Origin of the sequence: Thermoclostridium stercorarium subsp. stercorarium DSM 8532 (assembly GCF_000331995.1) — a bacterium.
Classification (GTDB): Bacteria; Bacillota; Clostridia; order DSM-8532; family DSM-8532; genus Thermoclostridium; species Thermoclostridium stercorarium.
Genome location: NC_020134.1, coordinates 1401480 through 1423771 on the forward strand (window position 1 = coordinate 1401480; position 22292 = coordinate 1423771).

Below are 22292 nucleotides of genomic sequence, written 5' to 3' on the forward strand. Positions count from 1 at the left end.
AAAAAGCCGTTAAAAGTACTCTTTAACAGGCATGAAACCGTATGGGGAAGAAAGGCAAGCGTAAATTCCTCAGGTTAACGATGCCGTTATAATGCCTTTTCTTTGGATTAAAATGAAAGAAATATGATATTTTTAAAAGTTTAGAAGTTAAATATATACTCATATATTTGGACAAAATATACAGTTATGTTAACATAAAATGTGTTAGCTTAAAAAATAGATATTGACAGATTACCATTATTATGCATATAATATTTAAAACCCAATGGAGGACAAAAACAGATATGGTTAGCATGCTCAGTGTGATTGTTGCTTTTATATTTTTTTACTTTTACTTTAGCCAGGCTTTTTACTTTTGGTACGGAAGCCCGGTTAAGTTAATATTGTAAAAAAATATAAAACACAATCGCTGAGTACAATCCAATACAGGAAAGATATAACAGAGGCTCCGATTGTGAACCTCTTATTTTTTATACGGATCAAAAATTAAAAGGAGGGGTAATATGGTGGTAGTATTGAAACCAAATACGCCTGTTGAGAAAAGAAACACGCTTATAGCCGAGCTCGAGTCGATGGGTGTTAAGGTTCAGGTCAGCGAAGGAACCGAAACAACCGTTCTCGGCCTGATTGGGGACACTTCCCATATAAATCAGGACAGAATTTTGTCCAACGAAATTGTTGCGAATGTATTGAGGGTACAGGAGCCTTTCAAAAAGGCAAACAGGATGTTCAAACCTGAAAGCACGGTTGTCGAGGTTAACGGACGGAAAATAGGGGAAGGATATTTCTGCGTAATAACCGGACCGTGTTCTGTGGAAAGCGAGGAGCAGATACTGACCATCGCCGAGGAGGTGAAAAAAAACGGAGCAACATTTCTCCGCGGAGGGGCATATAAACCCAGAACATCGCCTTATTCCTTCCAGGGGCTTGGGCTGGAAGGTCTTGAATACCTGAAACATGCCAGGGAAAAGACCGGTCTTCCGATTGTATCGGAAATTATGTCTCCAGATATGGTGGAAAAGTTTGTTGAAGATGTAGACATAATTCAAGTGGGCGCAAGAAACATGCAGAATTTCGTTTTGCTTAAAGAGCTTGGTAAAACGAGGAAACCAATACTTCTCAAACGCGGGCTTGCGGCAACGATTGAAGAATGGCTGATGTCTGCTGAATACATTCTGAACGAAGGGAACCCGAACGTTATTCTTTGCGAGAGGGGTATTAGAACTTTTGAGACATATACGCGGAACACTCTTGATTTAAGCGCCGTGGTGGCAGTCAAAAAGCTGAGTCATCTTCCGGTGATAGTAGACCCGAGCCATGGTACCGGAAAGGCGTGGATGGTTGAGGCGATGTCGAAGGCCGCTGCTGTTGCCGGAGCAGACGGGCTGATTATTGAAGTCCATAACAATCCGAAAAAAGCACTGTGTGACGGTCAGCAGTCAATTACTCCCAACGAGTTTTCCAGATTGATGGAAAAACTTAGAAAACTTCTCGAAATTGAAGGCAAAAAGCTGGAGGGCTGAAAATGCGGGAGATTCAGGTAAACACCCAGACGAAAAAATATTCGCTGAAGATCGGGAATGGCGTATTTGACGAAGAAAGTTCATATATTGCGTTAAAAGACAGAAAAAGCGTAATAGTAGCCGACAGCAATGTGGCGCCGCTGTACGGGGAAAAACTGATGGAAAAGCTGCGGAGTATGGGCATTGAGGCAGAACTTTACGTTTTCCCCGCAGGCGAGAGCAGCAAAAGCCATGAAGAACTGATAAAGCTTTATAATTTTCTGAGTGACGCAAATATCACAAGAAACGATTATATAATTGCCGTTGGTGGGGGTGTAACCGGTGATTTGGCCGGTTTTGCGGCTTCCACCTATCTGCGCGGAGTAAATCTGGTACAGGTACCCACTTCCCTGCTGGCAATGGTGGATTCAAGCATTGGCGGAAAGGTTGCCGTAAATCTGCCTGCAGGGAAAAACCTTGTGGGGAGTTTCTATCAGCCCGACGTGGTACTGATTGATCCAAGTCTTCTTTGTTCACTTCCCGACCGTCATTTCTCCGACGGCATGGCTGAGGTTGTTAAGTACGGCTGTATCCGTGACAGTGAACTCTTTTCCATGCTTGAAACGATGAATAACAGAAAAGAGATTATGCAAAACATAGAAGAAATCATATTCCGCTGCTGTGTGGTCAAAAAGGATGTTGTGGAACAGGACGAAAAAGAAAAAGGCCTCAGGATGATTTTAAATTTCGGGCATACTTTCGGCCACGCAATAGAAAAATGTTTTTATTATAAAACATACACCCACGGTGAAGCCGTCGCAATGGGTATGGTATTTATATCAGAAATGTCATGTAAATTAGGGTTCTGTCAAACCGGGATTGTTGAAAGAATTAAGAATCTTCTTGCAAAGTTCTGTCTTCCGGTGAATTTCCCTGATCTAAGCGCAGAGGATGTTTATAATGCCGTTATTAAGGACAAAAAGGCAAGGACGAATCTTATAAACCTCGTTTTGATTGAGGATATCGGCAAAGTGAGAATAGAAGCCTTCAGTAAGGAAAAAATCGGGGGGATTGTATATGAAATGCTTGGAAATTAAACCGTCAAAACTTGCCGGGGAAGTTAACATCCCTCCGTCGAAAAGCATGGCTCACCGGGCTATAATCTGTGCTTTTCTCGCCGACGGAAAAAGCGAAATTGACAACGTGGAATTATCAGAAGATATAATGTCAACATGTCATGCTGTAATGTCATTAGGTGGAAGGATAGACTTTCTTGAAAGTTCCGTACCAAATCGTAAAAAGCTTGTCGTATATGGAAACGGAACGGTTACGGTAAAAAACGGCAAAATAAATTGTGGCGAATCTGGAACCACTGCGCGATTCATAATGCCTGTTTCAAGGCTTACTGAAGATACCGTCACAATCGACGGAAAGGGGAAACTGGTTTCAAGGCCTTTCAGCGTTTTTTTTCCTCTATTTGACGCCAGCGATATAAGTTTTGAAGTTACTGACGGTAAACTGCCCATGACGCTGAAGGGAAAACTGAAGCCCGGAAATTATTCAGTGAGAGGTGATGTCAGCTCTCAGTTCATATCAGGGATGCTGCTTGCGCTTCCTTTGCTTTCGGGCGATTCGACAATACAGATTACAACAAAACTTGAGTCCGAAGCATATATTGATATGACCGTTTATATGCAAAAACTTTTCGGGGTTGAGGTATATTTTGACAAAGAGGAAAATAAACTGATTATTCCCGGAAAGCAAAAATACATGCCACGAAATTATTATGTCGAGGGCGACTGGTCCCAGGCAGCGTTCTGGCTTGCGGCTGGAGTAATGTCCGGGCCTGTTTCGGTAAGCGGGTTAAACAGAAATTCTCTCCAGGGCGACAAGGTAATTGAAAATATAATAAAAAGCATGGGCGGTAAAGTATACTGGGAAAATAACAGGCTTGTGGCTGAAAAAAGCAATTTAAAAGGAATTTCGGTGGACATTTCCCAATGCCCTGACCTTGCACCGATTTTAGCCGTTTTGGGTTCTGTCGGTGAGGGAAAAACCGAAATTCTTAACGGATCAAGGCTAAGGCTTAAAGAAAGCGACCGGATTAAGGCAATAGTTACCGAAATGGGGAAATTGGGCGCAGACATTTCAGAAGAAGGCGACAATATTATTATAAACGGCAAAAAAATTCTTTCGGGAGGAAATGCAAGCAGCTGGAATGACCATCGTATAGTAATGTCTGTTGCGATAGCGGCCGTTTTATGTAAAAATAATGTCATTATCGAAGGTTTCAGCGCAGTGAACAAGTCATATCCCTCGTTCTGGGAGCATTATAAAATTCTGGGAGGGAACATTGTTGAGCAGTATTTGGGGTAAACATATAAAAATATCTGTGTTCGGGGAATCGCACGGCTCCTGTATAGGCGTTGTAATTGACGGACTGCCGCCGGGTATAAAACTGGACCTTGATAAAATCAGCACCGAAATGGCAAGAAGAAGGCCCGGACAGGACATATATTCCACCCAGAGAAAAGAAGCCGACAGGGTTGAAATTGTAAGCGGGTTTTTTAACGGGTATACCACCGGATCGCCTTTGTGCGGAATAATAAAGAACACCGATAAAAGATCGGTGGATTATGACGATATTAAGGAGATAATGCGTCCGGGGCACGCGGATTACACGGCTTTTGTTAGGTATAACGGGTTTGCCGACTACCGCGGCGGAGGGCATTTCTCAGGAAGGCTTACTGCACCGGTGGTTTTTGCCGGTGCCGTTGCAAACCAGTACCTGGAACAGAAAGGGATAACGATAGGAACTCATCTATTAAGGATTGGAAAGATTCAGGACGAACCTATGGATCCTGTTAATATAACTGCACAACAGTTGATAAATTTCAGAAACATGAGATTTCCCGTCTTTTCCGCAGAAACAGCGGAAAAAATGAAGGAAGAAATAAATAGCGCAAGAATGGACTGTGATTCTGTCGGCGGGATTTTGGAAACGGCAATATTAAACCTTCCGGCAGGGCTTGGTTCGCCGATGTTCGATTCCGTTGAAAGCAGAATGGCGGCTTTTGTTTTTTCAATACCCGCCGTTAAAGGCATTGAGTTCGGAAGCGGTTTTAATCTGGCTTCAATGCGCGGAAGTGAAGCAAATGACGAATTTTATATTTCAGAAGACAACGGCAGGAAAATCCCACGGACAAAAACAAACCATGCCGGGGGGATAAACGGCGGTATTACAAACGGCATGCCCGTTATTTTCAGAACATGCATAAAACCAACTTCAACAATTTCCAAACCTCAGCATACCGTTAATATCCGGACAATGGAAGAAACTGAACATGTATTTAAGGGCAGGCATGATCCATGCATTGCGGTAAGAGCGGTGCCGGTAATTGACGCAGCGGCTGCCCTTGTGGTTATGGATTTATTTCTGGAGCATGGAGAACAGGTGGGGTAAACTGTGGAATATAGTATTGAGAATTTAAGGGAACGGATAAATTCAATTGATGAAAAGCTTGTTGCTCTGTTTGAAGAACGTATGGAAACGGTGGCGGAGATTGCTGAATACAAAAAGAGACACGGAATGAGTATAATTGACCCGGAAAGGGAAAACGAAGTTGTGAAAAACGCTGTTTCAAGGCTTAAGAATAAGGAACTGAAGGATTATGTAACATTTTTCATTGAGGATTTAATGACGGTATCAAAGCAATACCAGATTGAGAAAGTAAGGGGACATATTAATCTGACTGATATTAAAAAAAGCAACCGGGTGATAATTCCGGATACTCCGGTGGGATTTTACGGTCAGGCAGGCTCTTTCTCCGAAGAAGCGGCAATCAAGTATTTCGGATCGGACTGCCCGAGACGTGGATATGTAAGATTTGACGAGGTAATAACCGCGCTTCTTAACGGTGAAATATGCGCCGGTGTGTTACCGGTTGAAAATTCGTCCACAGGTACGATTGCCGAAGTCATGGATCTGATCCGTGACAATGACGTATATATAACAGGTGAGCATATTGAGAAAATAAGGCATCATCTTCTGGTTATACCGGGTACGAAACTGTCGGAGATAAAAACAGTTTATTCGCACCACCAGGGAATGGAGCAATGCAGTCAGTTCTTAAAACAATATCCATTTGAACAGATTGTTTATAAAAGCACTGCCGACAGCGCAAAACTGGTAAAGGAACTCGGAGACAAATCAAAAGCCGCCATTGGTTCTGAACGCTGTGCGCAGATTTACGGACTTGAAATACTGGTGCCCGATATTCATTACAATAAAAACAATTACACCCGTTTTATAATTATTGAAAGGGAAATGTCGGTTAACGACAGATGTAATAAAATCAGCATTATTATGGACATTAAACACCGAACGGGGGCACTTTTCAATGTTTTAAGGCTGTTTAAGCAAAGAAACGTAAACCTTCTTAAAATTGAATCACGGCCTATAATAGGCAGGCCGTGGGAATACATGTTCTTTTTTGACTTTGAAGGAAACATCGAAGAGGACAGGATAAAGAATTTGATTGAAAGCCTTAAGTGCCAGTGCAATAATGTAAGGCTGCTTGGAAACTACATAGCCTGTGAAACCGGCAGATAACGTGTTAAAACCTTTTTATGCCGATTGTTTATATTTATATTAGGTGACGCCGGAAAAGGACGGGAGGTCAGCCGGATGAAGTACGGTTTGATTGGGGAAAAGCTGGGGCACAGTTTCTCACCTCGTATACACAAAACTATATTTGAGCTTTCGGGAATTAATGGTGAATACGAGCTTATAGAGCTGAAAAGGGATGAAGTTGGGAATTTTTTCTGTAATGCCCGCAAGCAGGGATTTTCAGGCCTGAATGTAACCATTCCGTATAAAACCGATGTCATTCCGTATATGCAAAAACTTTCGCCAGAAGCCGAAAAAATAGGCGCAGTAAACACAATAAGCCTTGAGGGTTATTTGGCCGGCTTTAATACCGATTATTTCGGTATAAAATATACTTTTATGAAAAGCGGTGTCCGCGCGGCCGGAAAAACCGCTCTTATAGCCGGAAGCGGAGGGGCTTCCAGATCGGTTTTGGCATACCTTATGGACGAAAAGGCCTCGAAGATATATATTGCCAGCAGAAATCCGGAGAAAGTCAGCATCGGGCATGAAAGCATCATACCTGTCGGTTATAGTGAATTATCAAAGTATACACCCTTTGACATAGTGATAAATACAACCCCTGTTGGCATGTATCCCAATACGGCAGCCTCCCCGCTTAAACCAGAACATGTTGAAGGATCGGAGTTTTTGTTTGACTTGATATATAATCCTGCTGTAACCGAGCTTTTAGCAATTGGACAAAAATTGGGTATAAAAACAGTAAACGGGTTGTATATGCTTGTGGCTCAGGCTGTAAAAGCCCAGGAAATATGGAATGGAAAAGAATTCGGTATTGATTTTGTAGACAGTGTATACAGCAGGGTTGCCGGATTAAAATAGTACCAATACGTCGGAACTCATCTTTGCGGATAGTTTATAGTCTGTAAATTTTTTGCCGCAGTTTCTTGTTAAACAAAAATTAATCGGAAGGGTTTCTGGGTATGAAATACAGCAATATAGTTCTGACCGGCATTATGGGATCAGGCAAAACAACAGTCGGCAGGATGCTGGCGGAAAAACTTAATATGGGTTTTGTGGACACAGACTGGTATATAGAGGGGAAGTATGGGAAAATTCACGAGCTTTTTGAAAAAGGCGAGGATTATTTCAGGGAAATAGAGCATAAAGCCGTATTGGAAATAAGTGAAATGGAAGGCGTGGTTATCGCCACAGGAGGCGGGGTTGTAAAGAGACAGGACAATGTGTATGCGCTTAAGAAAAAGGGAATTATATTTTTCCTTGACAGGCCTCTGAAAAATATACTTTCGGACATAGAAACATCGGGCAGGCCTTTATTGAAAAACGGGAAAGAGAAGCTCATTGAGATATATCATGAGCGATACCCACTGTACACAGCCACATGCGACGTGCATATAAACAATTCGGCAACCCCTGATAAGGCGGTTTCAGAAATTATAGATTACTGGCTGAACATTGGTAAAAACCGTTAGAATATTCCCCCTGTACGGCCGGACAAAAAAAACATTGGGAAACAGAAACCGACCACCTTACTCAAGCAGGCTTTCCTCGTATAGGTGCATTAACTTTTTCCACGTACTCATATTGACAATTCCTGTCCTGGCGAGATTATAGTCCTTTTGGAATGCCAGAACGGCTTTTTTCGTGTTTTCTCCGTATCTGCCGTCACACCAGCCCATGTAATATCCCAAAGCTTTCAGGGCCGTTTGTACTCTGTAAACATCGGAACCTATCATTCCGTCTTTCAGCTCTCTGAAAGGCTGACTTTCATGGATGATTGTCACTTTGGTACCATGAGGTATATACTCATAAAGCTCTTTTACGTCCTCGTTTTTCATTCTGATGCATCCGCCTGAAACGTTTTGCTGTCCTACTGCCCATGGTTTATTGGTGCCGTGAATTCCGTACTTTCCCCATGGCACATTAAGCCCCAGCCATGCGCCGCCAAAGCTTCCGCCCCATTTGGCTTTATGTATTATAATCCATTCCCCCGTAGGAGAAGGAGAGTTTTTTTTCCCGCCTGATACCGGATATGTTTTATAAAGTTCATTGTTTTTAAAAACATACATTATTTGTTCGTCCAGATTTATATAAATGCGGTACGGGCTTCCTTCGGCTATATAATAATAATTTACCGCCATCATTTCGTTTATACCGAAATTGGTCTGGATAATCAGGTTTTTGACCAGAAGAATTACCGTAAGTAAAACTCCGAGATAACGCAGATTGTTAAAAATTTTATGCTTCAGTCTGTAGTCGACAGGGATAATTCTCATGTCCCCCACCTCTAATAACTAACTATATGTCCCGGAAACGTTATAAATAATCTTATCCGCAAATTTTACCGGTTTGTACTATTCTTTCTTTAATATCATATATATTTTTTATAGACAGCTTTATGTTTTTCTTTTGGAAACGTGTTTTGTCCAGATGTTAAGTGGGTGGATGAATTTGAAGAAGATACTCATCGTTACAGTAATACTAATGACTTTATTTGTTACAGTCATATATGCAGATGACATAAATGAAGAAGCACCGGCTTCATCGATATTTGAAGATTTGACGGTTGAGACATACAAAATTGAAGACCTGAACATTAATGCTCGTTCGGCAATTGTCATGGATTTTGAATCGGGCAGGGTATTGTTTGAAAAAAACGCATATCAGAAAAGACCGATGGCAAGCACAACCAAAGTAATGACCGCAATAGTGGCTATCGAAAACGGAAATCTTGACGATATGGTCACAGTCAGCAAAAACGCGGCATCGATCCATGGTTCGCTGATGCACCTGAAAGCCGGTGAGACACTGACATTAAGGGAACTGTTATATGGTTTATTGCTCTGTTCGGGAAACGATGCGGCAATTGCAATTGCAGAACATGTAGGCGGAAGCATGGAAAATTTTATCAAAATGATGAATGAAAAGGCAAAAGAAATAGGAGCGTTTGACACAAATTTTACCACCCCGCATGGTCTTGATGAGGTCGGGCATTATTCCACGGCCTATGATTTAGCCCTTATTACAAGGTATGCTTTAAGGATACCGCTGTTTAATGAAATTGTAAAAACAACGTCAATACAAATAGGAGGAAGATACCTTCAGAATACGAATGAAATGCTGACAAGCTATCCTGGCGCAGACGGCGTAAAGACAGGTTACACGGGAAAGGCAGGACGCTGCCTGATTACTTCGGCAACAAGGGACGGAAGACGATTTATTTCAGTGGTACTGTACTGTGACAGCCGTGCTCAGAGAGCCTTAAGCAGCAAAAAAATTCTGGATTATGCTTTTTCATTATACTACCCCCGTACAGTAATAAAAAGCGAATATTTGGGCACACTGCCCGTAATTAAAGGCTTTGAAAAAACAGTTCCGGTTTATGTGGAAAAGACCGTAACAATACCATTGTCGGATGCCGAAATGGAAAATTTGTATACAAAAATATCCCTGCCGGAACAAATTTATGCTCCGGTAACGGAAAAGGCCGTCGTTGGTACCCTTTCTGTATATCTTGACGATCAAATTCTCTGCGAATCTCCGATAAGGGCCGGAAAATCGGTAAAACAGAAAACAATTCTGCAGTATTTTATAGATGTGGTTATTTCATGGCTGAAATTAATCAAATGATTGTATAACTCACCTCTTTAAATCCCCGTGAATAATATAAAAATGAAATTTTATAATTTTGAACTTGCAAAAATAATAAAAATATATTATGATGTTGTAAAAATTGATTATAAACCGAAAATAATGTGCGAATACATATGTGGAGGAATGGAATGATGAAACAGTATGAGGGGTTTACGTGGGAACAGCTTGTAGAACGTAAAAAGAAAGTAGAACGGAAATATGAAATATATAAGAATAAAAACTTCAATCTGGATATGTCGAGGGGAAAACCATGTGTTGAGCAGCTAAATCTCTCAAATGAAATGTATAAGCTGGGGGCAAGTCTTGACTTTATTTCCGAAGACGGTGTTGATTGCAGAAATTACGGGCTTGTTGACGGCATTGTTGAAATGAAAAGGATTTTCGCACAGATTCTGGGGGTGAGCGAAGAAGAAATAATACTGGGCGACAGCTCAAGCCTCAGTTTAATGTACGGTACCATTGAAAAAGCTTTTATTCATGGTCTGTATAACTGCGAGCCATGGAAAAACCTTAAAAAAATAAAATTTTTATGCCCGAGTCCCGGGTATGATCGCCATTTTGCCATTTGTGAGCTATTTGGTATAGAAATGATAACAGTGCCGATGAAAGAAGACGGCCCTGATATGGACATGGTAGAGAAACTTGTGGCTGAAGACGAATCAATCAAGGGAATCTGGTGTACGCCCATATACAGTAATCCCACCGGAGTTACCTATTCAGACGAAGTGGTCAGAAGGTTTGCCACTATGAAAACAAAGGCAAATGACTTTAAAATATTCTGGGACGTGGCTTACATTGTCCACCATCTGTATGAAGAGCAAAAACTCCTGAACATCCTTGACGAATGCAAAAAGGCCGGTAACCCGGACAGAGTGTTTATTTATATTTCCACATCGAAAATAACCTTTCCGGGGGCAGGCGTTGCGGCAATGGCCTGCAGCGTTGATAATGCACGGCATTTGAGAAAATTAATATCCATTCAGACAATCGGTCCGAATAAAATAAATCATCTGCTCCATGCCAGATTTTTCAGGAATGCTGACGGGGTTAAGGCTCATATGAGAAAACACGCCGAAATCCTCAGACCCAAATTTGAACTTGTGAACAGTATTTTTGAAAAGAATCTGGGCGGGCTTAACATAGCTCAGTGGACAAAGCCTAAAGGCGGTTACTTTATAAGCCTTGACGTTCCGGAAGGATGCGCAATGGAAATTGTGACCAAAGCACAGGAGGCAGGGGTCAAACTCACCCCGGCAGGTGCTACTTTCCCTTACGGAAAGGATCCTTACGATAAAAACATCAGAATTGCTCCGACTTACCCGCCGGTTGAGGAACTGGAACAGGCAATGGAAATTCTTTGTACCTGTATTGAGCTGGTTGTGCTGGATAAGATATTGTCAGACGGCAAAGACAGCATTTCAATTTCTTCTCAAAGTCCCGTATTTGCCGCTACCAGCCATTAATTTCCGAGGAATAAAAACATAAACGATAAATAAATACTCCAAGGTAAGAGCCGGTAATATCCGGTTTCTTGCCTTTTTATTTCTGTCCAGTAAAAAATGGTGTTAAGATATGGATTTTTATTCAAAATAATTATATAATTATTTTCATGAAACATTGTTAAAATAACAGCAAAAATGGAGATAATGTAAGGATGGCTTAGTGTTTTTCCATCTCTTGCAGGTTTGTAATTTTAACTTCGGAGGATGGTATCTTGCAGAAAAGTACTTATGAAAGCCCACTGAATACAAGATATGCAAGTAAGGAAATGCAGGCTCTTTTCTCACCTGACACAAGATTCAGAACATGGCGCCTGCTATGGATTGCTCTTGCGGAAGCTGAAATGGAACTTGGCCTGCCGATAACCCAGGAACAGATTGAGGAATTGAAAGAGCATCAGAATGATATAAATTATGAATATGCCGAAATGATGGAAAAAGAGGTAAGGCACGATGTAATGGCGCATGTTCATGCCTACGGTGCCCAGTGCCCAAAAGCTAAAGGCATTATTCATCTTGGCGCTACGTCATGTTTTGTTACCGACAATGCCGATATAATTATCTATTCAAAAGCCCTGAAACTTATAAGGACGAAAGTTCTTAATGTTATAAGGAAACTTTCGGATTTCGCATACAAGTACAGGGATCTTCCAACCCTCGGTTATACTCATTTTCAGCCTGCCCAGCTTGTTACAGTAGGAAAAAGAGCGTGCCTGTGGATTCAGGATTTGCTGTTTGATCTGGAAGAGCTTGATTTTGTACTGGAACACCTGTATCTTCTTGGCAATAAAGGAACAACGGGGACACAAGCAAGTTTTCTGAAGCTATTTGACGGGGATCATGAAAAGGTTAAAAAACTTGAACAACTTATAGCCGAGAAAGTAGGGTTTAAGAGGGTTATCCCCGTTTCCGGCCAGACATATACAAGAAAACAGGATTCAAGAATTCTGAACGTTCTGAGCGCCATAGCCCAAAGTGCGTATAAATTCAGTAATGATTTGAGGCTGCTGCAGCATTTGAAGGAAATCGAGGAACCTTTTGAAAAAAATCAGATAGGATCGTCTGCAATGGCTTATAAGAGAAATCCGATGAGAAGTGAAAGAATATCATCGCTTGCGCGGTATGTTATAGTTAATGCGCTGAACGCTCCAATCACCGCTTCAACCCAATGGCTTGAAAGAACCCTTGACGATTCTGCGAACAGAAGGATTAGCATACCCGAAGCCTTCCTCGCAGTGGATGCTATTTTAAACATTTACATAAATATAGCTGATGGAATGGTAGTTTATCCGAAAATGATAGAAAAAAGAGTTATGGAAGAGCTTCCGTTTATGGCAACCGAAAATATTCTTATGGAAGCCGTGAAAAAAGGCGGGGACAGGCAGTCGCTTCATGAGAGAATTCGCGTGCATTCGATGGCGGCAGCGGACAGAGTAAAAAAGGAAGGGTTGAATAACGATCTTATCGAAAGAATAGCTCAGGACAGTGCCTTTGGTCTGGACATCAATGAACTGAAAGATGTGCTGAATCCAAGGAATTTTATAGGCCGAAGCGTGGAACAGGTGGAAGAGTTTTTGAAGGATTGCGTAAAACCTGTTTTGGATGCTAACCCCGTTGAAGAAATTCATGTAAGCTTAAATGTATGATTTCCATTATTTTTTACTTGATTTTTCATGTGCGGAATAATATGCTTTTGTACCGATAGTGCTTTTACCTTGATTTTTTTCTTTAAAACAGTTATGATGTAATCATGTAATTACGACATTACTAAAAGCCGGGCAATATCATAAGCTGCTGCCGGATTAACAGTCACTACATTTTGAGAACTGGGGGTATATGCAGTGGCAGGCATAAACAGGTACAGCAATATCCCGCTGTATTGTCAGTTGAAAAATATAATTCTTGAAAAGATTGAGTCAGGTGAATACAAGGAAGATACAAAAATCCCGTCCGAACAGGAATTGTGTGAACAGTACAACATTAGCCGTCCTACGGTAAGGCAGGCCATAAATGAGTTAACAAGCAACGGTTACCTTTATAAGCTGAAGGGTAAGGGAACATTCGTAGCAAGGCAGAAATCCTGTATCATAGATATAAGAAACTATACCGGTTTTACAGATTCCGTTCTTGACAGCCCTGAACCGGAAAAAAAGGAGATTGTTTCGATTTCTACCGTTACGCCCAGGGAGTTTGCAAAATTAACCGAAGTATTCAATCTTAAATCCGATAATCTGCAGTTTACATGCATTGCCTATTTGAATATTAATAACGGTGAAATATGTTCCATTAACGTTTCTTATATCCCGCAAAACCTGTTTCCCAACCTGGAAGAGGATATTAGAAACAAGAAGCCTTCATATGAGATTCTGAGGGGTAAATATCCGCTTGTCCCGTATACTTCCAAGAGCACTATAGAAGTCAGTTATGCTGATGCTATGGACGCTTCTCAGCTTCAGGTACAGCCAGGACAGGCGTTGATTGTGGTATATAATATCCTTTATTCAAAAAGCGGGCAGCCGGTGGAATACATTATAGCCAAATACAGGGCTGACAAATGCAGATTGATGTTTGAAAACCATAAACTGTAATTTGAAACCTGTTTATGCAAACATGACAACTGAATTTTATAAATTTGGATCTAAATAGTGAAAATACTGGATTGTATTGAAATTACTCAAATGTTAAAATGATAATACCGTAAAGTCAAATAGTTATCTGAGTTGTAATTATTTTAATTGCAACGAAGATTTCTATTTTACATACCTGAATTCATGGAGAAATCCGTGAGGAGGGGAATGTAAATCAACGTTACCCATCCGTCAGGAGGGGTTTTTTTATGGAGGTTTTTAATATGAATAAAAGGTTTTTCATTTTCGTCTGCCTGGTTTTAGCTGTTTTTGTGCTGTCATCATGTTCGGCCGGCAATGTTACCGAGCAGAATAACGCCGCAAAAACCAGGCAAATAAAAGTGGTGGCTCCGTCTGGGGCAACAGCCATAAGTATTTCGAAAGCCATGAAGGATACTGCTGAAATAGACGGAACAAAAGTGGAGTATGAAATAGTTCCTACAACTGATTTGATTGTAGCCCGTCTTACGGCTCAGGAAGCCGATTTCGCTGTCGTGCCGGTGAACCTTGCCGCTCAGCTGTACCAGAAAAAAGTCCCTTACAAACTCACGTCGGTCGTAACATGGGGAAATTTGTTTATTGCATCGTCCGAAAAAATTGAAGGCTGGGAAGCCCTGAAAGGCCAGGACATTTACCTTATGGGCAAGGGGCTTGTTCCCGATATAGTATTCCGGACTTTGTTACAGAAAAACGGGCTGGATCCCGACAAGGACGTGAACCTGATATATCTTTCGGGGGCAACCGAGCTTGCTCCAAATTTCCTTAACGGAAAGGCAAAAATCTCTATGCTGCCCGAACCTGTCTTGTCAACCGTTTTAAGCAAAAAACCTGACACAAACGTTTTCCTGGACTTGCAGGAAGAATGGAAAAAGGCTTTTGGGCTTTCAAAGGCCGGATATCCGCAGGCCGGTATTCTTGTAAAAGAAGACCTGATTAATAACGATCCGCAGCTTGTTAAAGATTATATAAATGTACTGGCCGAAGGAATGGACTGGATTAATGAAAATCCTAAGGAAGCAGGTGCAATGGCCGAAGAGCTTGAACTGGGCCTGACTGCCGACATTGTGGAAAAATCAATGCCCGGTAATAATATACGGCACGAATACGTGAAGGATGTCAGAAAAGAACTGGATCAGATTTTTGAAATCATGTATGAATTCAATCCTGAGACGGTTGGCGGGAAACTGCCCGACGACGGATTGTATTACGAAATAAATTAAGTGAATGAATTTTATACAAAAGCGGGTACCTTTGTGAAAAAACACGTTCAGGACATATTACCGTCTGTATTTTTAATCGGATTAATCCTTATATGGCATATTTGGTCTATGGGAAGGAAATCGCTGATATTTCCTTCCCCTTATGAGGTTATTACCTCTTTATGGTCTGTTATAAAAGACCCTTCTTTTTTTCCTACGGTATTTAACACAGTGAAAGCCGTTTTCTTCAGTTTCGCCGCTGCATTTATTCCTGCCCTTGTTTTCGGTATTGTCAGCAAGCTTGTTCCAGGCATATACAGATTGATGGAACTCGTTACAGGTTTTATCAGGGCAATTCCCACTGTCGCAATCATATTGATAGCGCTGCTGCTTCTTCCGCTGTCGTATACTCCGGTTATTATCTGCTATTTTGTTGTATTTCCGGTACTTTATACAAACATTTCTGAGGGGCTTCGCAACGTGGACGGGAAACTTCTCGAAATGGCGCGGATTTACAAGTTCACCAACGCAAAGATTATACGCAATATATACATTCCTTCCTTGAAGCCTTATATAGTCGCAGGTTCACGTTCGGCTCTGGGATTGAATTTCAAGGTCATGGTTACGGCTGAGGTGTTTAATTTTGCAAATCATCAGTCTATAGGGGCACAGATGTATATGCACAGAATCCAGATTGACCTTGCGGGGATCATGGCTTGGGCGTTGATAGTGGTATTTATTTCGGTTGTTTTTGACCTGCTGATAAAAATATTGTTCAGGGAGAAAACTTGAAATGATAAAGCTTCTTAACATAGAAAAAAGTTTTAACGGCACAAAAATATTAGATAAAATAAGTATGGAATTTGAAGAAAAAACAATAACGGCCATATTGGGGCCGTCGGGATGCGGAAAAACAACCCTGCTTAGAATTGTGGCGGGGCTGATCAATGCCGATTCAGGAGAAATTACCGGCAACGACGGGAAAACTCTGTCCTTTCTTTTCCAGGAACCGCGGCTGTTACCATGGAAAAATGCCTGGAAAAATTTAGAGATTGTTCTTCCGGACAGTGTCGACAGATTAACACGAAAAAAAATATGTTTTGAAATGATTGAAAAAGTCGGGCTTAAAGGCTATGAAAACCACATGCCTGCGGAATTAAGCGGCGGAATGCGACAGCGCCTTGCAATGGCAAGGGCTTTTATTGTACAGGCAGATATCCTGTTAATGGACGAACCTTTCCAGTCTCTGGATCTCAGAAGAAAGGGACAGATGATAAATCTGTTTAAGGAATTATGGAAAAAACAAAGGCCTCTGGTAATCATGGTCACTCATGATGTGCAGGAGGCCCTCCTCCTTTCTGACAAGATATACGTCCTTTCTGACAAACCTACGGGAATATTGAAAGAAATACACAATCCCATGGCTTTTGATGAACGGAACGTTAAAAATGAGCGTTTTTATGCTCTTGAAAAAGAGATAATAAGTGAGTATGTAATTGGGGAATAATCATTAATGCTACCCCTTGTAAGCGCTGAAAAATTTCTGTATTATAGCATATGGCACCATGGGGAACGCTGTTTGCGTAAACCTCATGAACAAGTCCGTATTTTTATACAAAAGGAAATGATCAATATGCAACTGAAGGATTTTTATTATGAACTGCCTAAAGAACTGATTGCCCAAAGCCCTCTGGAAAAAAGGGATATGTCAAGACTTCTTGTTCTTGACAGAAAAACGGGAAAAACAACTCATCTGCATTTCCGTGACATTAAAGACTATTTAAATCCCGGTGACTGCCTTGTAATAAATAACACAAGGGTTATTCCCGCGCGCCTTCTTGGCGTGAGAGAGGACACCGGAGGGAAAATTGAATTTGTGCTTCTGAAAAAACACGACAAGGATATTTGGGAAGTAATGTTAAAGCCCGGAAGAAGGGCAAAGGTAGGAACGAGATTTGTATTCGGTGACAATCTGCTTAAGGCCGAAGTGCTGGAAATAGTGGAAGGCGGGAACCGCATTGTGAAATTCACTTATGACGGAATTTTTGAAGAAGTACTTGATAAAGTGGGCATTATACCCCTTCCGCCGTATATTACGCAGAAACTAAAGGACAGGGAACGATATCAGACGGTTTACTCCAAATATAACGGCTCCGCCGCAGCACCTACGGCAGGTCTTCATTTTACCGAAGAACTTATAGAAGAACTGAAAAACAAAGGCGTACGGTTTGCTGAAGTGACACTTCATGTCGGTATTGGGACTTTCAGGCCGGTGAAAACAGAAAATATTGAAGACCATAAAATGCATTCCGAATACTTTAAAATAGACGCGGAAGCCTGTAACATTATAAACAAAACGAGAAATGATAAAGGAAGGGTTATTGCGGTCGGGACGACAAGCTGCCGGGTTCTGGAGTCGGTTGCGGATGAGAACGGCTTTGTCAGACCGACCGAGGGAGAAACCGACATTTTCATTTATCCGGGTTACAAATTTAAAGCCATAGACGGGCTGATCACAAACTTTCATTTGCCTGAATCAACACTCCTTATGCTTGTCAGCGCTTTTGCAGGCAGAGAAAAAGTCCTTAATGCCTATAAGGAGGCAATAGAGCTGAAATACCGGTTTTACAGCTTCGGTGATGCCATGTTTATAATTTGATTTTTCGTGTGAGGGGGAAATAAGGTTGATTAACAGGAAAATTAAAATCTGGGACGGAATATTGACAAAAAATGAACTGAACGGATTTGAACCCTGTATGGAAACATATATTCTTTCAGGTGAAAAAAAGAGGGGCGCTGTTTTAATATGTCCCGGCGGCGGATATACCCATACTTCACCAAGGGAAGCAGAGCCGATTGCAATGCGGTTTACAGCCAAAGGATACCACGCTTTCATTCTTTATTACAGTGTGGCTCCGAACCGTCACCCTCAGCCGCTTTTGGATGTTTCCAGAGCGATGTGTATTATAAGGGAAAATGCCGATGAATGGAATGTAGACAGAAATAAAATCGCCGTATGCGGATTTTCGGCCGGCGGACACCTGGCTGCGAGTCTTGGCGTACATTACGACAAACCGTACCTAAAAAGGGAAGGGATTGTTTTGGGGGAAAACAGACCCAATGCACTGATTCTCGGTTATCCGGTAATAACGATGAAGGAATTCGCCCATAAAGGCTCAAGGGACAATTTGCTGGGTGAAAATCCTGATGATGCTTTAATAAATGAAATGTCGCTTGAAAACCACGTATCGGAAAAAACACCTCCGGCGTTTATATGGCATACCGTTGAAGACAGGTCAGTCCCGGTGGAAAACAGCCTGCTTTTTGCAATGGCGTTACATAAAAATAAAATCCCTTTTGAACTTCATATTTATCCATACGGGCCGCATGGGCTGTCACTGGCAAATAAGGAGACCGATAACGGAAATATGGGTGAATACCCGCATGTGTCGGGATGGATTGATTTGTGCATTGAGTGGCTTGACGGTATTTTTTCACAAAACGAAAAATTTTAATTAAATTCTAATGAACGGCTAACGGCTTTTTCATAATACCGTTATACAATGTTATCCATAGAAATTGACCTTACGGAGGGTTGGAAATATGGATAACAGAAAAAACGGGAAATTCGGACTTGGAGTTACGCTGATATGTATAGGGATTTTACTTACTCTCAGTACTTTCGGTGTAATTCCAAGTATAGGTGAGCTTTTGGCAAAATTCTGGCCGCTGATATTCATATTTGTATCAGTGCTCTTCCATGCCGGTTATTATTCCGACAGGAAAAACGTGGGGCTTTTGGTTCCAGGAGGTATTTTTCTAACACTGGGTATTGTTTTTCAAACATCTGAACTGTGGGATATTTACAACGTAATGTGGCCTGGAGTTTTTCTTGCGCCTGCGGTAGGACTTTTTGAACTGTATTATTTCGGAAACAGAGAAAAAGGACTGTTGATCCCGGTCGGTATTCTGACATGTTTTTCATTGTTTTTATTCACTTTTACAATAAGGAATTTAAGAGGTTTTTCGAAATTTATTCTGCCAATTGGTTTAATTATCGCCGGGGTGATAATACTAATTAACGACAGGAAAAACGGTCATGAATCCAATCAGAACTATGGCGATTTTTGATTTTTAATAATTGACCGCAATGAAAAACTTGGCTAATATATAATACATGCAAGTTATTTCTGCAACGAAGTTTTTGGCAAAGGAGTATTAAATGGCAGCGGTAACTTATGAACTGATACATGTATGCAAACAGACAGGAGCGAGGCTCGGAAGGGTGCATACTCCTCACGGGAGCTTTGACACTCCTGTTTTTATGCCGGTGGGGACCCAGGCAACGGTTAAAGGAATGTCTCCTGATGAGTTAAAGGAAATAGGCGCGGGCATTATTCTGAGCAATACATACCATCTGTACCTTAGGCCCGGACATGAGCTTATCAAAAAAGCAGGTGGATTACACCGCTTTATGAACTGGGACAGGCCGATCCTGACCGACAGCGGCGGCTTTCAGGTATTCAGCCTTGCTGAGCTGCGTGATATTACTGAAGAAGGGGTTACTTTTAGGTCCCATATAGACGGTTCAAAACATTTTCTGTCTCCGGAGAAATCGATTGAAATACAAAATGCTCTGGGTTCCGACATAATAATGGCATTTGACGAATGTGCCCCTTATCCGTGCGATTACGAATATGCGAAAAAATCAATGGAAATGACTACCCGGTGGGCGGAAAGGTGCCTTAAAGCCCATAAAAACCCTGAAAAGCAGGCACTTTTCGGAATTGTCCAGGGAAGTGTCTACGAAGACTTGCGCAGAGAAAGCGCCAAGCAACTCACCGCCATGGATTTTCCGGGCTACGCCATTGGAGGGTTAAGCGTAGGTGAGCCGGGAGAAGTAATGATGGAAATGCTTGAAAAAACAGTACCCTATCTTCCCGAAAACAAGCCCAGATATCTGATGGGAGTGGGAAGCCCGGATTATCTTATAGACGGAAGCATACGCGGTATAGACATGTTTGACTGCGTTCTGCCGACGCGTATCGGCAGAAACGGGACTGTGTTCACGTCAAAAGGCAGAATTATTATAAGGGATGCAAAATATGCAGAGGACTTTTCACCCATTGACGAGGAATGCGACTGTTATGTATGCAGAAATTTTACGAGAGCATATATTCGGCATCTTTTCAAAGCAGGGGAGATGCTGGGGCTGAGGCTTGCCACATGGCATAACCTGCGTTTCCTAATCAGGCTTATGGAAAATATCCGGGAAGCAATAAGGAATGATTGCCTGGGTGATTTCAGAAACGAGTTTTTCAGGAAGTTTGGTTACGACACAAAAACAGGAATATAATTTGGAGGGATGCCTCATTTTCAGAGGATTCCTGGTTAAAGGTATGGTTCATGTCAGAGCGCGGAAGGGCTGAAAGCAATAAATGGTTGAATTGGTGAGACTAATTGTGTATAATGTTTCTGTATTTACGGGACTGAGCTTTGTATGCCTTTTTTACAAAAGCATGCATATTTTTATATTATTGAAAGGAGAAATAACATGAACTGGTTGTTAACAGCATTTGCCGAGAGTGCTGCAAACACTGCCGCAGAAGAAGTACCTGAAGTAAGCAGTTTTTATCTGTTTTTAATCCAATTCGGTCCGCTGATTTTGATGTTCGTGCTTATGTATTTTATCCTTATCAGGCCTCAGCGCAAAAAGGAAAAGGAAACCCGCGAAATGATCAATAACGCCATCGTCGGCGACAGAGTTATCACCATCGGAGGTATTACAGGTAAAATTATAAACATCAAGGATGATGAATTTACCATTGAAAGCGGAAACGAAAGGACCAAAATAACAATAAAGAAATGGGCTGTTAAAGAAGTAATAAAACCAATCTCTGAATAATGGCAACCCCGGCCGCTCGACAAGGTCGGGGTTTTATTGACGGAGGGAGAATAAATTGGTTGAATATCTTACCGTTGGAAAAGTGGCAAATACTCATGGTGTGCATGGTGAGCTGAAAGTTATACCCACAACTTCGGATATTAGCCGTTTTGATTATCTGAAAATAGTCTGGGTTGAAAAGAACGGCAAACTGACCGAATATTTCGTTGACAGTGTGCGGTATCACAAAAATTTCGTGCTGATTAGGCTCCATGGTATTGACACAATGGATAAGGCCGCCGAATTGAAAAACTGTGAGCTTAAGGTCAACAGGAAAAATGCCCGTCCTCTTGATGAAAATGAATTTTTCATAGCCGACCTTCTGGAATGCGAGGTTTATGAGGGAGACGAGTATCTCGGTAAAATAACCGATGTATTGCAGACGGGAAGCAATGACGTATATGTGGTCAATGGCGGTAAATACGGAGAGATACTGATACCCGCTCTGCTGAATGTCGTTCTGAAAGTGGATATTGAAAACAAAAGAGTTCAGGTGGTCCTTCCGGAAGGATTGATAGAACGATGATTTTTGATGTTTTGACTCTTTTTCCCGAAAGCGTTGATGCTTTTTTATCCGAAAGCATCATAGGCAGGGCACGGGAAAAAGGCATTATAACAATAAGAACTCATAATATAAGGGATTTTTCAAAGGATAAGCATAAAAAAACGGATGACTATCCGTACGGCGGCGGCACGGGAATGGTTATGACACCGCAGCCCATTTATGATGCATGGCTGAATGTGGTCAAAGATCTTCCTTATAAGCCGCTTACCATATATATGAGCCCGCAGGGGAGAATTTTAACCCAGGATATTGCGAAAAAACTTTCCCGGGAAAAACATATTGTAATCCTTTGCGGTCATTATGAAGGTGTGGACGAACGCGTTATTGAAGAGATCGTGGACGAAGAGATATCCATAGGTGATTACGTCCTTACAGGCGGCGAGCTTCCGGCAATGGTGCTTATTGACTGCGTAAGCCGTCTTGTTGAAGGAGTTCTGCCACCGGGTGCGACGTCAGACGAATCCCATACCGACGGGCTTTTGGAATACCCACAGTATACTCGCCCGCCGGTGTTCCTGTCAAGAAAAGTACCTGACGTCTTATTGTCAGGACATCATGCCAATATTCAGAAATGGCGTTTTGAGCAGAAACTGGAGAGGACTAAACGGAAAAGGCCCGACTTATACGAAAAGTATATGAAGAAAATTACAGAAGGAAAAACTGAAATTTAGC

22 protein-coding genes are annotated in these 22292 nt (G+C 41.7%); 21 read left to right on the top strand and 1 reads right to left on the bottom strand.

The genetic code is table 11. The features are described 5' to 3' along the window. Positions 1-503 precede the first annotated feature (503 nt). The 7 genes from aroF (at position 504) to CST_RS06135 (ending at position 7604) form a co-directional block, all read left to right on the top strand. Positions 504-1523, top strand: a complete 1020-nt coding sequence (gene aroF / locus CST_RS06105) for a 3-deoxy-7-phosphoheptulonate synthase (protein ID WP_015358967.1) — start codon at positions 504-506, stop codon at positions 1521-1523. Positions 1524-1525: 2 nt separating this feature from the next. Continuing rightward, complete coding sequence (gene aroB / locus CST_RS06110; protein WP_015358968.1) at positions 1526-2599, top strand: 3-dehydroquinate synthase; 1074 nt, start codon at positions 1526-1528, stop codon at positions 2597-2599. Beyond that, positions 2580-3878 carry a 3-phosphoshikimate 1-carboxyvinyltransferase gene (gene aroA / locus CST_RS06115; protein WP_015358969.1) on the top strand — a complete coding sequence of 433 codons (1299 nt, stop codon included), beginning with the start codon at positions 2580-2582 and terminating at the stop codon, positions 3876-3878. The genes aroB and aroA overlap by 20 nt, the downstream gene beginning before the upstream one ends. After that, positions 3859-4965 (top strand): chorismate synthase, encoded by a 1107-nt coding sequence (aroC, locus tag CST_RS06120; protein ID WP_034842399.1) that lies wholly within the window; start codon positions 3859-3861, stop codon positions 4963-4965. Before aroA ends, aroC begins: the two co-directional genes overlap by 20 nt. Positions 4966-4968: 3 nt before the next feature. Continuing rightward, positions 4969-6114 (top strand): chorismate mutase, encoded by a 1146-nt coding sequence (locus CST_RS06125; protein ID WP_015358971.1) that lies wholly within the window; start codon positions 4969-4971, stop codon positions 6112-6114. A 75-nt stretch (positions 6115-6189) separates the two neighbouring features. Beyond that, positions 6190-6993, top strand: coding sequence for a shikimate dehydrogenase (gene aroE, locus CST_RS06130; protein WP_015358972.1), 804 nt, complete (start codon positions 6190-6192; stop codon positions 6991-6993). Positions 6994-7094: 101 nt separating this feature from the next. Next, positions 7095-7604 carry a shikimate kinase gene (locus tag CST_RS06135; RefSeq protein ID WP_015358973.1) on the top strand — a complete coding sequence of 170 codons (510 nt, stop codon included), beginning with the start codon at positions 7095-7097 and terminating at the stop codon, positions 7602-7604. A gap of 57 nt (positions 7605-7661) precedes the next feature. Here CST_RS06135 and CST_RS06140 read toward each other — a convergent pair whose 3' ends face one another. Beyond that, positions 7662-8408 (bottom strand): L,D-transpeptidase family protein, encoded by a 747-nt coding sequence (locus CST_RS06140; protein ID WP_015358974.1) that lies wholly within the window; start codon positions 8406-8408, stop codon positions 7662-7664. Between the two features lie 169 nt (positions 8409-8577). On the opposite strand from CST_RS06140, the gene CST_RS06145 reads away from it, so the two are divergent. The 14 genes from CST_RS06145 to trmD all read left to right on the top strand — a co-directional run bounded on the left by CST_RS06145 (position 8578) and on the right by trmD (position 22291). Further along, complete coding sequence (locus CST_RS06145; protein WP_237266383.1) at positions 8578-9762, top strand: D-alanyl-D-alanine carboxypeptidase family protein; 1185 nt, start codon at positions 8578-8580, stop codon at positions 9760-9762. Positions 9763-9917: 155 nt separating this feature from the next. Further along, the gene (locus tag CST_RS06150; protein ID WP_045750387.1) at positions 9918-11249 is read left to right on the top strand and encodes an aspartate aminotransferase type Ic; all 1332 of its coding nucleotides are present in this window, start codon (positions 9918-9920) and stop codon (positions 11247-11249) included. Positions 11250-11500: 251 nt separating this feature from the next. Then, positions 11501-12931, top strand: a complete 1431-nt coding sequence (gene purB, locus CST_RS06155) for an adenylosuccinate lyase (RefSeq protein WP_015358978.1) — start codon at positions 11501-11503, stop codon at positions 12929-12931. Between the two features lie 195 nt (positions 12932-13126). Continuing rightward, positions 13127-13873 carry a GntR family transcriptional regulator gene (locus tag CST_RS06160; RefSeq protein WP_015358979.1) on the top strand — a complete coding sequence of 249 codons (747 nt, stop codon included), beginning with the start codon at positions 13127-13129 and terminating at the stop codon, positions 13871-13873. A 248-nt stretch (positions 13874-14121) separates the two neighbouring features. Continuing rightward, positions 14122-15132 (top strand): ABC transporter substrate-binding protein, encoded by a 1011-nt coding sequence (locus tag CST_RS06165; RefSeq protein ID WP_015358980.1) that lies wholly within the window; start codon positions 14122-14124, stop codon positions 15130-15132. Between the two features lie 108 nt (positions 15133-15240). Further along, entirely contained in the window at positions 15241-15903 is a 663-nt protein-coding gene (locus CST_RS06170) for an ABC transporter permease (protein ID WP_015484987.1), read from the top strand. 1 nt (position 15904) lies between these two features. Next, entirely contained in the window at positions 15905-16618 is a 714-nt protein-coding gene (locus CST_RS06175; protein WP_015358982.1) for an ABC transporter ATP-binding protein, read from the top strand. A 126-nt stretch (positions 16619-16744) separates the two neighbouring features. Continuing rightward, a complete protein-coding gene (gene queA / locus CST_RS06180; protein WP_034842468.1) occupies positions 16745-17770 on the top strand; it encodes a tRNA preQ1(34) S-adenosylmethionine ribosyltransferase-isomerase QueA in 1026 nt (341 codons plus the stop codon). 25 nt (positions 17771-17795) lie between these two features. After that, positions 17796-18626, top strand: a complete 831-nt coding sequence (locus CST_RS06185; RefSeq protein WP_015358984.1) for an alpha/beta hydrolase — start codon at positions 17796-17798, stop codon at positions 18624-18626. Positions 18627-18714: 88 nt separating this feature from the next. Further along, a complete protein-coding gene (locus tag CST_RS06190) occupies positions 18715-19242 on the top strand; it encodes a LiaF transmembrane domain-containing protein (RefSeq protein ID WP_015358985.1) in 528 nt (175 codons plus the stop codon). A gap of 91 nt (positions 19243-19333) precedes the next feature. Then, the gene (gene tgt, locus CST_RS06195; RefSeq protein WP_015358986.1) at positions 19334-20467 is read left to right on the top strand and encodes a tRNA guanosine(34) transglycosylase Tgt; all 1134 of its coding nucleotides are present in this window, start codon (positions 19334-19336) and stop codon (positions 20465-20467) included. A gap of 198 nt (positions 20468-20665) precedes the next feature. Next, entirely contained in the window at positions 20666-21016 is a 351-nt protein-coding gene (yajC, locus tag CST_RS06200; RefSeq protein ID WP_015484988.1) for a preprotein translocase subunit YajC, read from the top strand. A gap of 55 nt (positions 21017-21071) precedes the next feature. Then, a complete protein-coding gene (gene rimM, locus CST_RS06205) occupies positions 21072-21581 on the top strand; it encodes a ribosome maturation factor RimM (protein ID WP_015358988.1) in 510 nt (169 codons plus the stop codon). After that, positions 21578-22291, top strand: coding sequence for a tRNA (guanosine(37)-N1)-methyltransferase TrmD (gene trmD, locus CST_RS06210; protein WP_015358989.1), 714 nt, complete (start codon positions 21578-21580; stop codon positions 22289-22291). Before rimM ends, trmD begins: the two co-directional genes overlap by 4 nt. Position 22292 lies beyond the last annotated feature (1 nt).

Bases quoted from the DNA above. Each gene is read 5' to 3' on its own strand.
- tgt (WP_015358986.1), top strand. From the start codon at position 19,334: ATGGCAGCGGTAACTTATGAACTGATACATGTATGCAAACAGACAGGA.
- CST_RS06175 (WP_015358982.1), top strand. From the start codon at position 15,905: ATGATAAAGCTTCTTAACATAGAAAAAAGTTTTAACGGCACAAAAATA.
- CST_RS06150 (WP_045750387.1), top strand. From the start codon at position 9,918: ATGAAACAGTATGAGGGGTTTACGTGGGAACAGCTTGTAGAACGTAAA.
- aroF (WP_015358967.1), top strand. From the start codon at position 504: ATGGTGGTAGTATTGAAACCAAATACGCCTGTTGAGAAAAGAAACACG.
- queA (WP_034842468.1), top strand. From the start codon at position 16,745: ATGCAACTGAAGGATTTTTATTATGAACTGCCTAAAGAACTGATTGCC.
- CST_RS06140 (WP_015358974.1), bottom strand. From the start codon at position 8,408: ATGAGAATTATCCCTGTCGACTACAGACTGAAGCATAAAATTTTTAAC.
- CST_RS06135 (WP_015358973.1), top strand. From the start codon at position 7,095: ATGAAATACAGCAATATAGTTCTGACCGGCATTATGGGATCAGGCAAA.
- CST_RS06190 (WP_015358985.1), top strand. From the start codon at position 18,715: ATGGATAACAGAAAAAACGGGAAATTCGGACTTGGAGTTACGCTGATA.
- aroE (WP_015358972.1), top strand. From the start codon at position 6,190: ATGAAGTACGGTTTGATTGGGGAAAAGCTGGGGCACAGTTTCTCACCT.
- CST_RS06145 (WP_237266383.1), top strand. From the start codon at position 8,578: ATGAATTTGAAGAAGATACTCATCGTTACAGTAATACTAATGACTTTA.
- yajC (WP_015484988.1), top strand. From the start codon at position 20,666: ATGAACTGGTTGTTAACAGCATTTGCCGAGAGTGCTGCAAACACTGCC.
- CST_RS06165 (WP_015358980.1), top strand. From the start codon at position 14,122: ATGGAGGTTTTTAATATGAATAAAAGGTTTTTCATTTTCGTCTGCCTG.
- CST_RS06170 (WP_015484987.1), top strand. From the start codon at position 15,241: ATGGGAAGGAAATCGCTGATATTTCCTTCCCCTTATGAGGTTATTACC.
- aroA (WP_015358969.1), top strand. From the start codon at position 2,580: ATGAAATGCTTGGAAATTAAACCGTCAAAACTTGCCGGGGAAGTTAAC.
- trmD (WP_015358989.1), top strand. From the start codon at position 21,578: ATGATTTTTGATGTTTTGACTCTTTTTCCCGAAAGCGTTGATGCTTTT.
- aroB (WP_015358968.1), top strand. From the start codon at position 1,526: ATGCGGGAGATTCAGGTAAACACCCAGACGAAAAAATATTCGCTGAAG.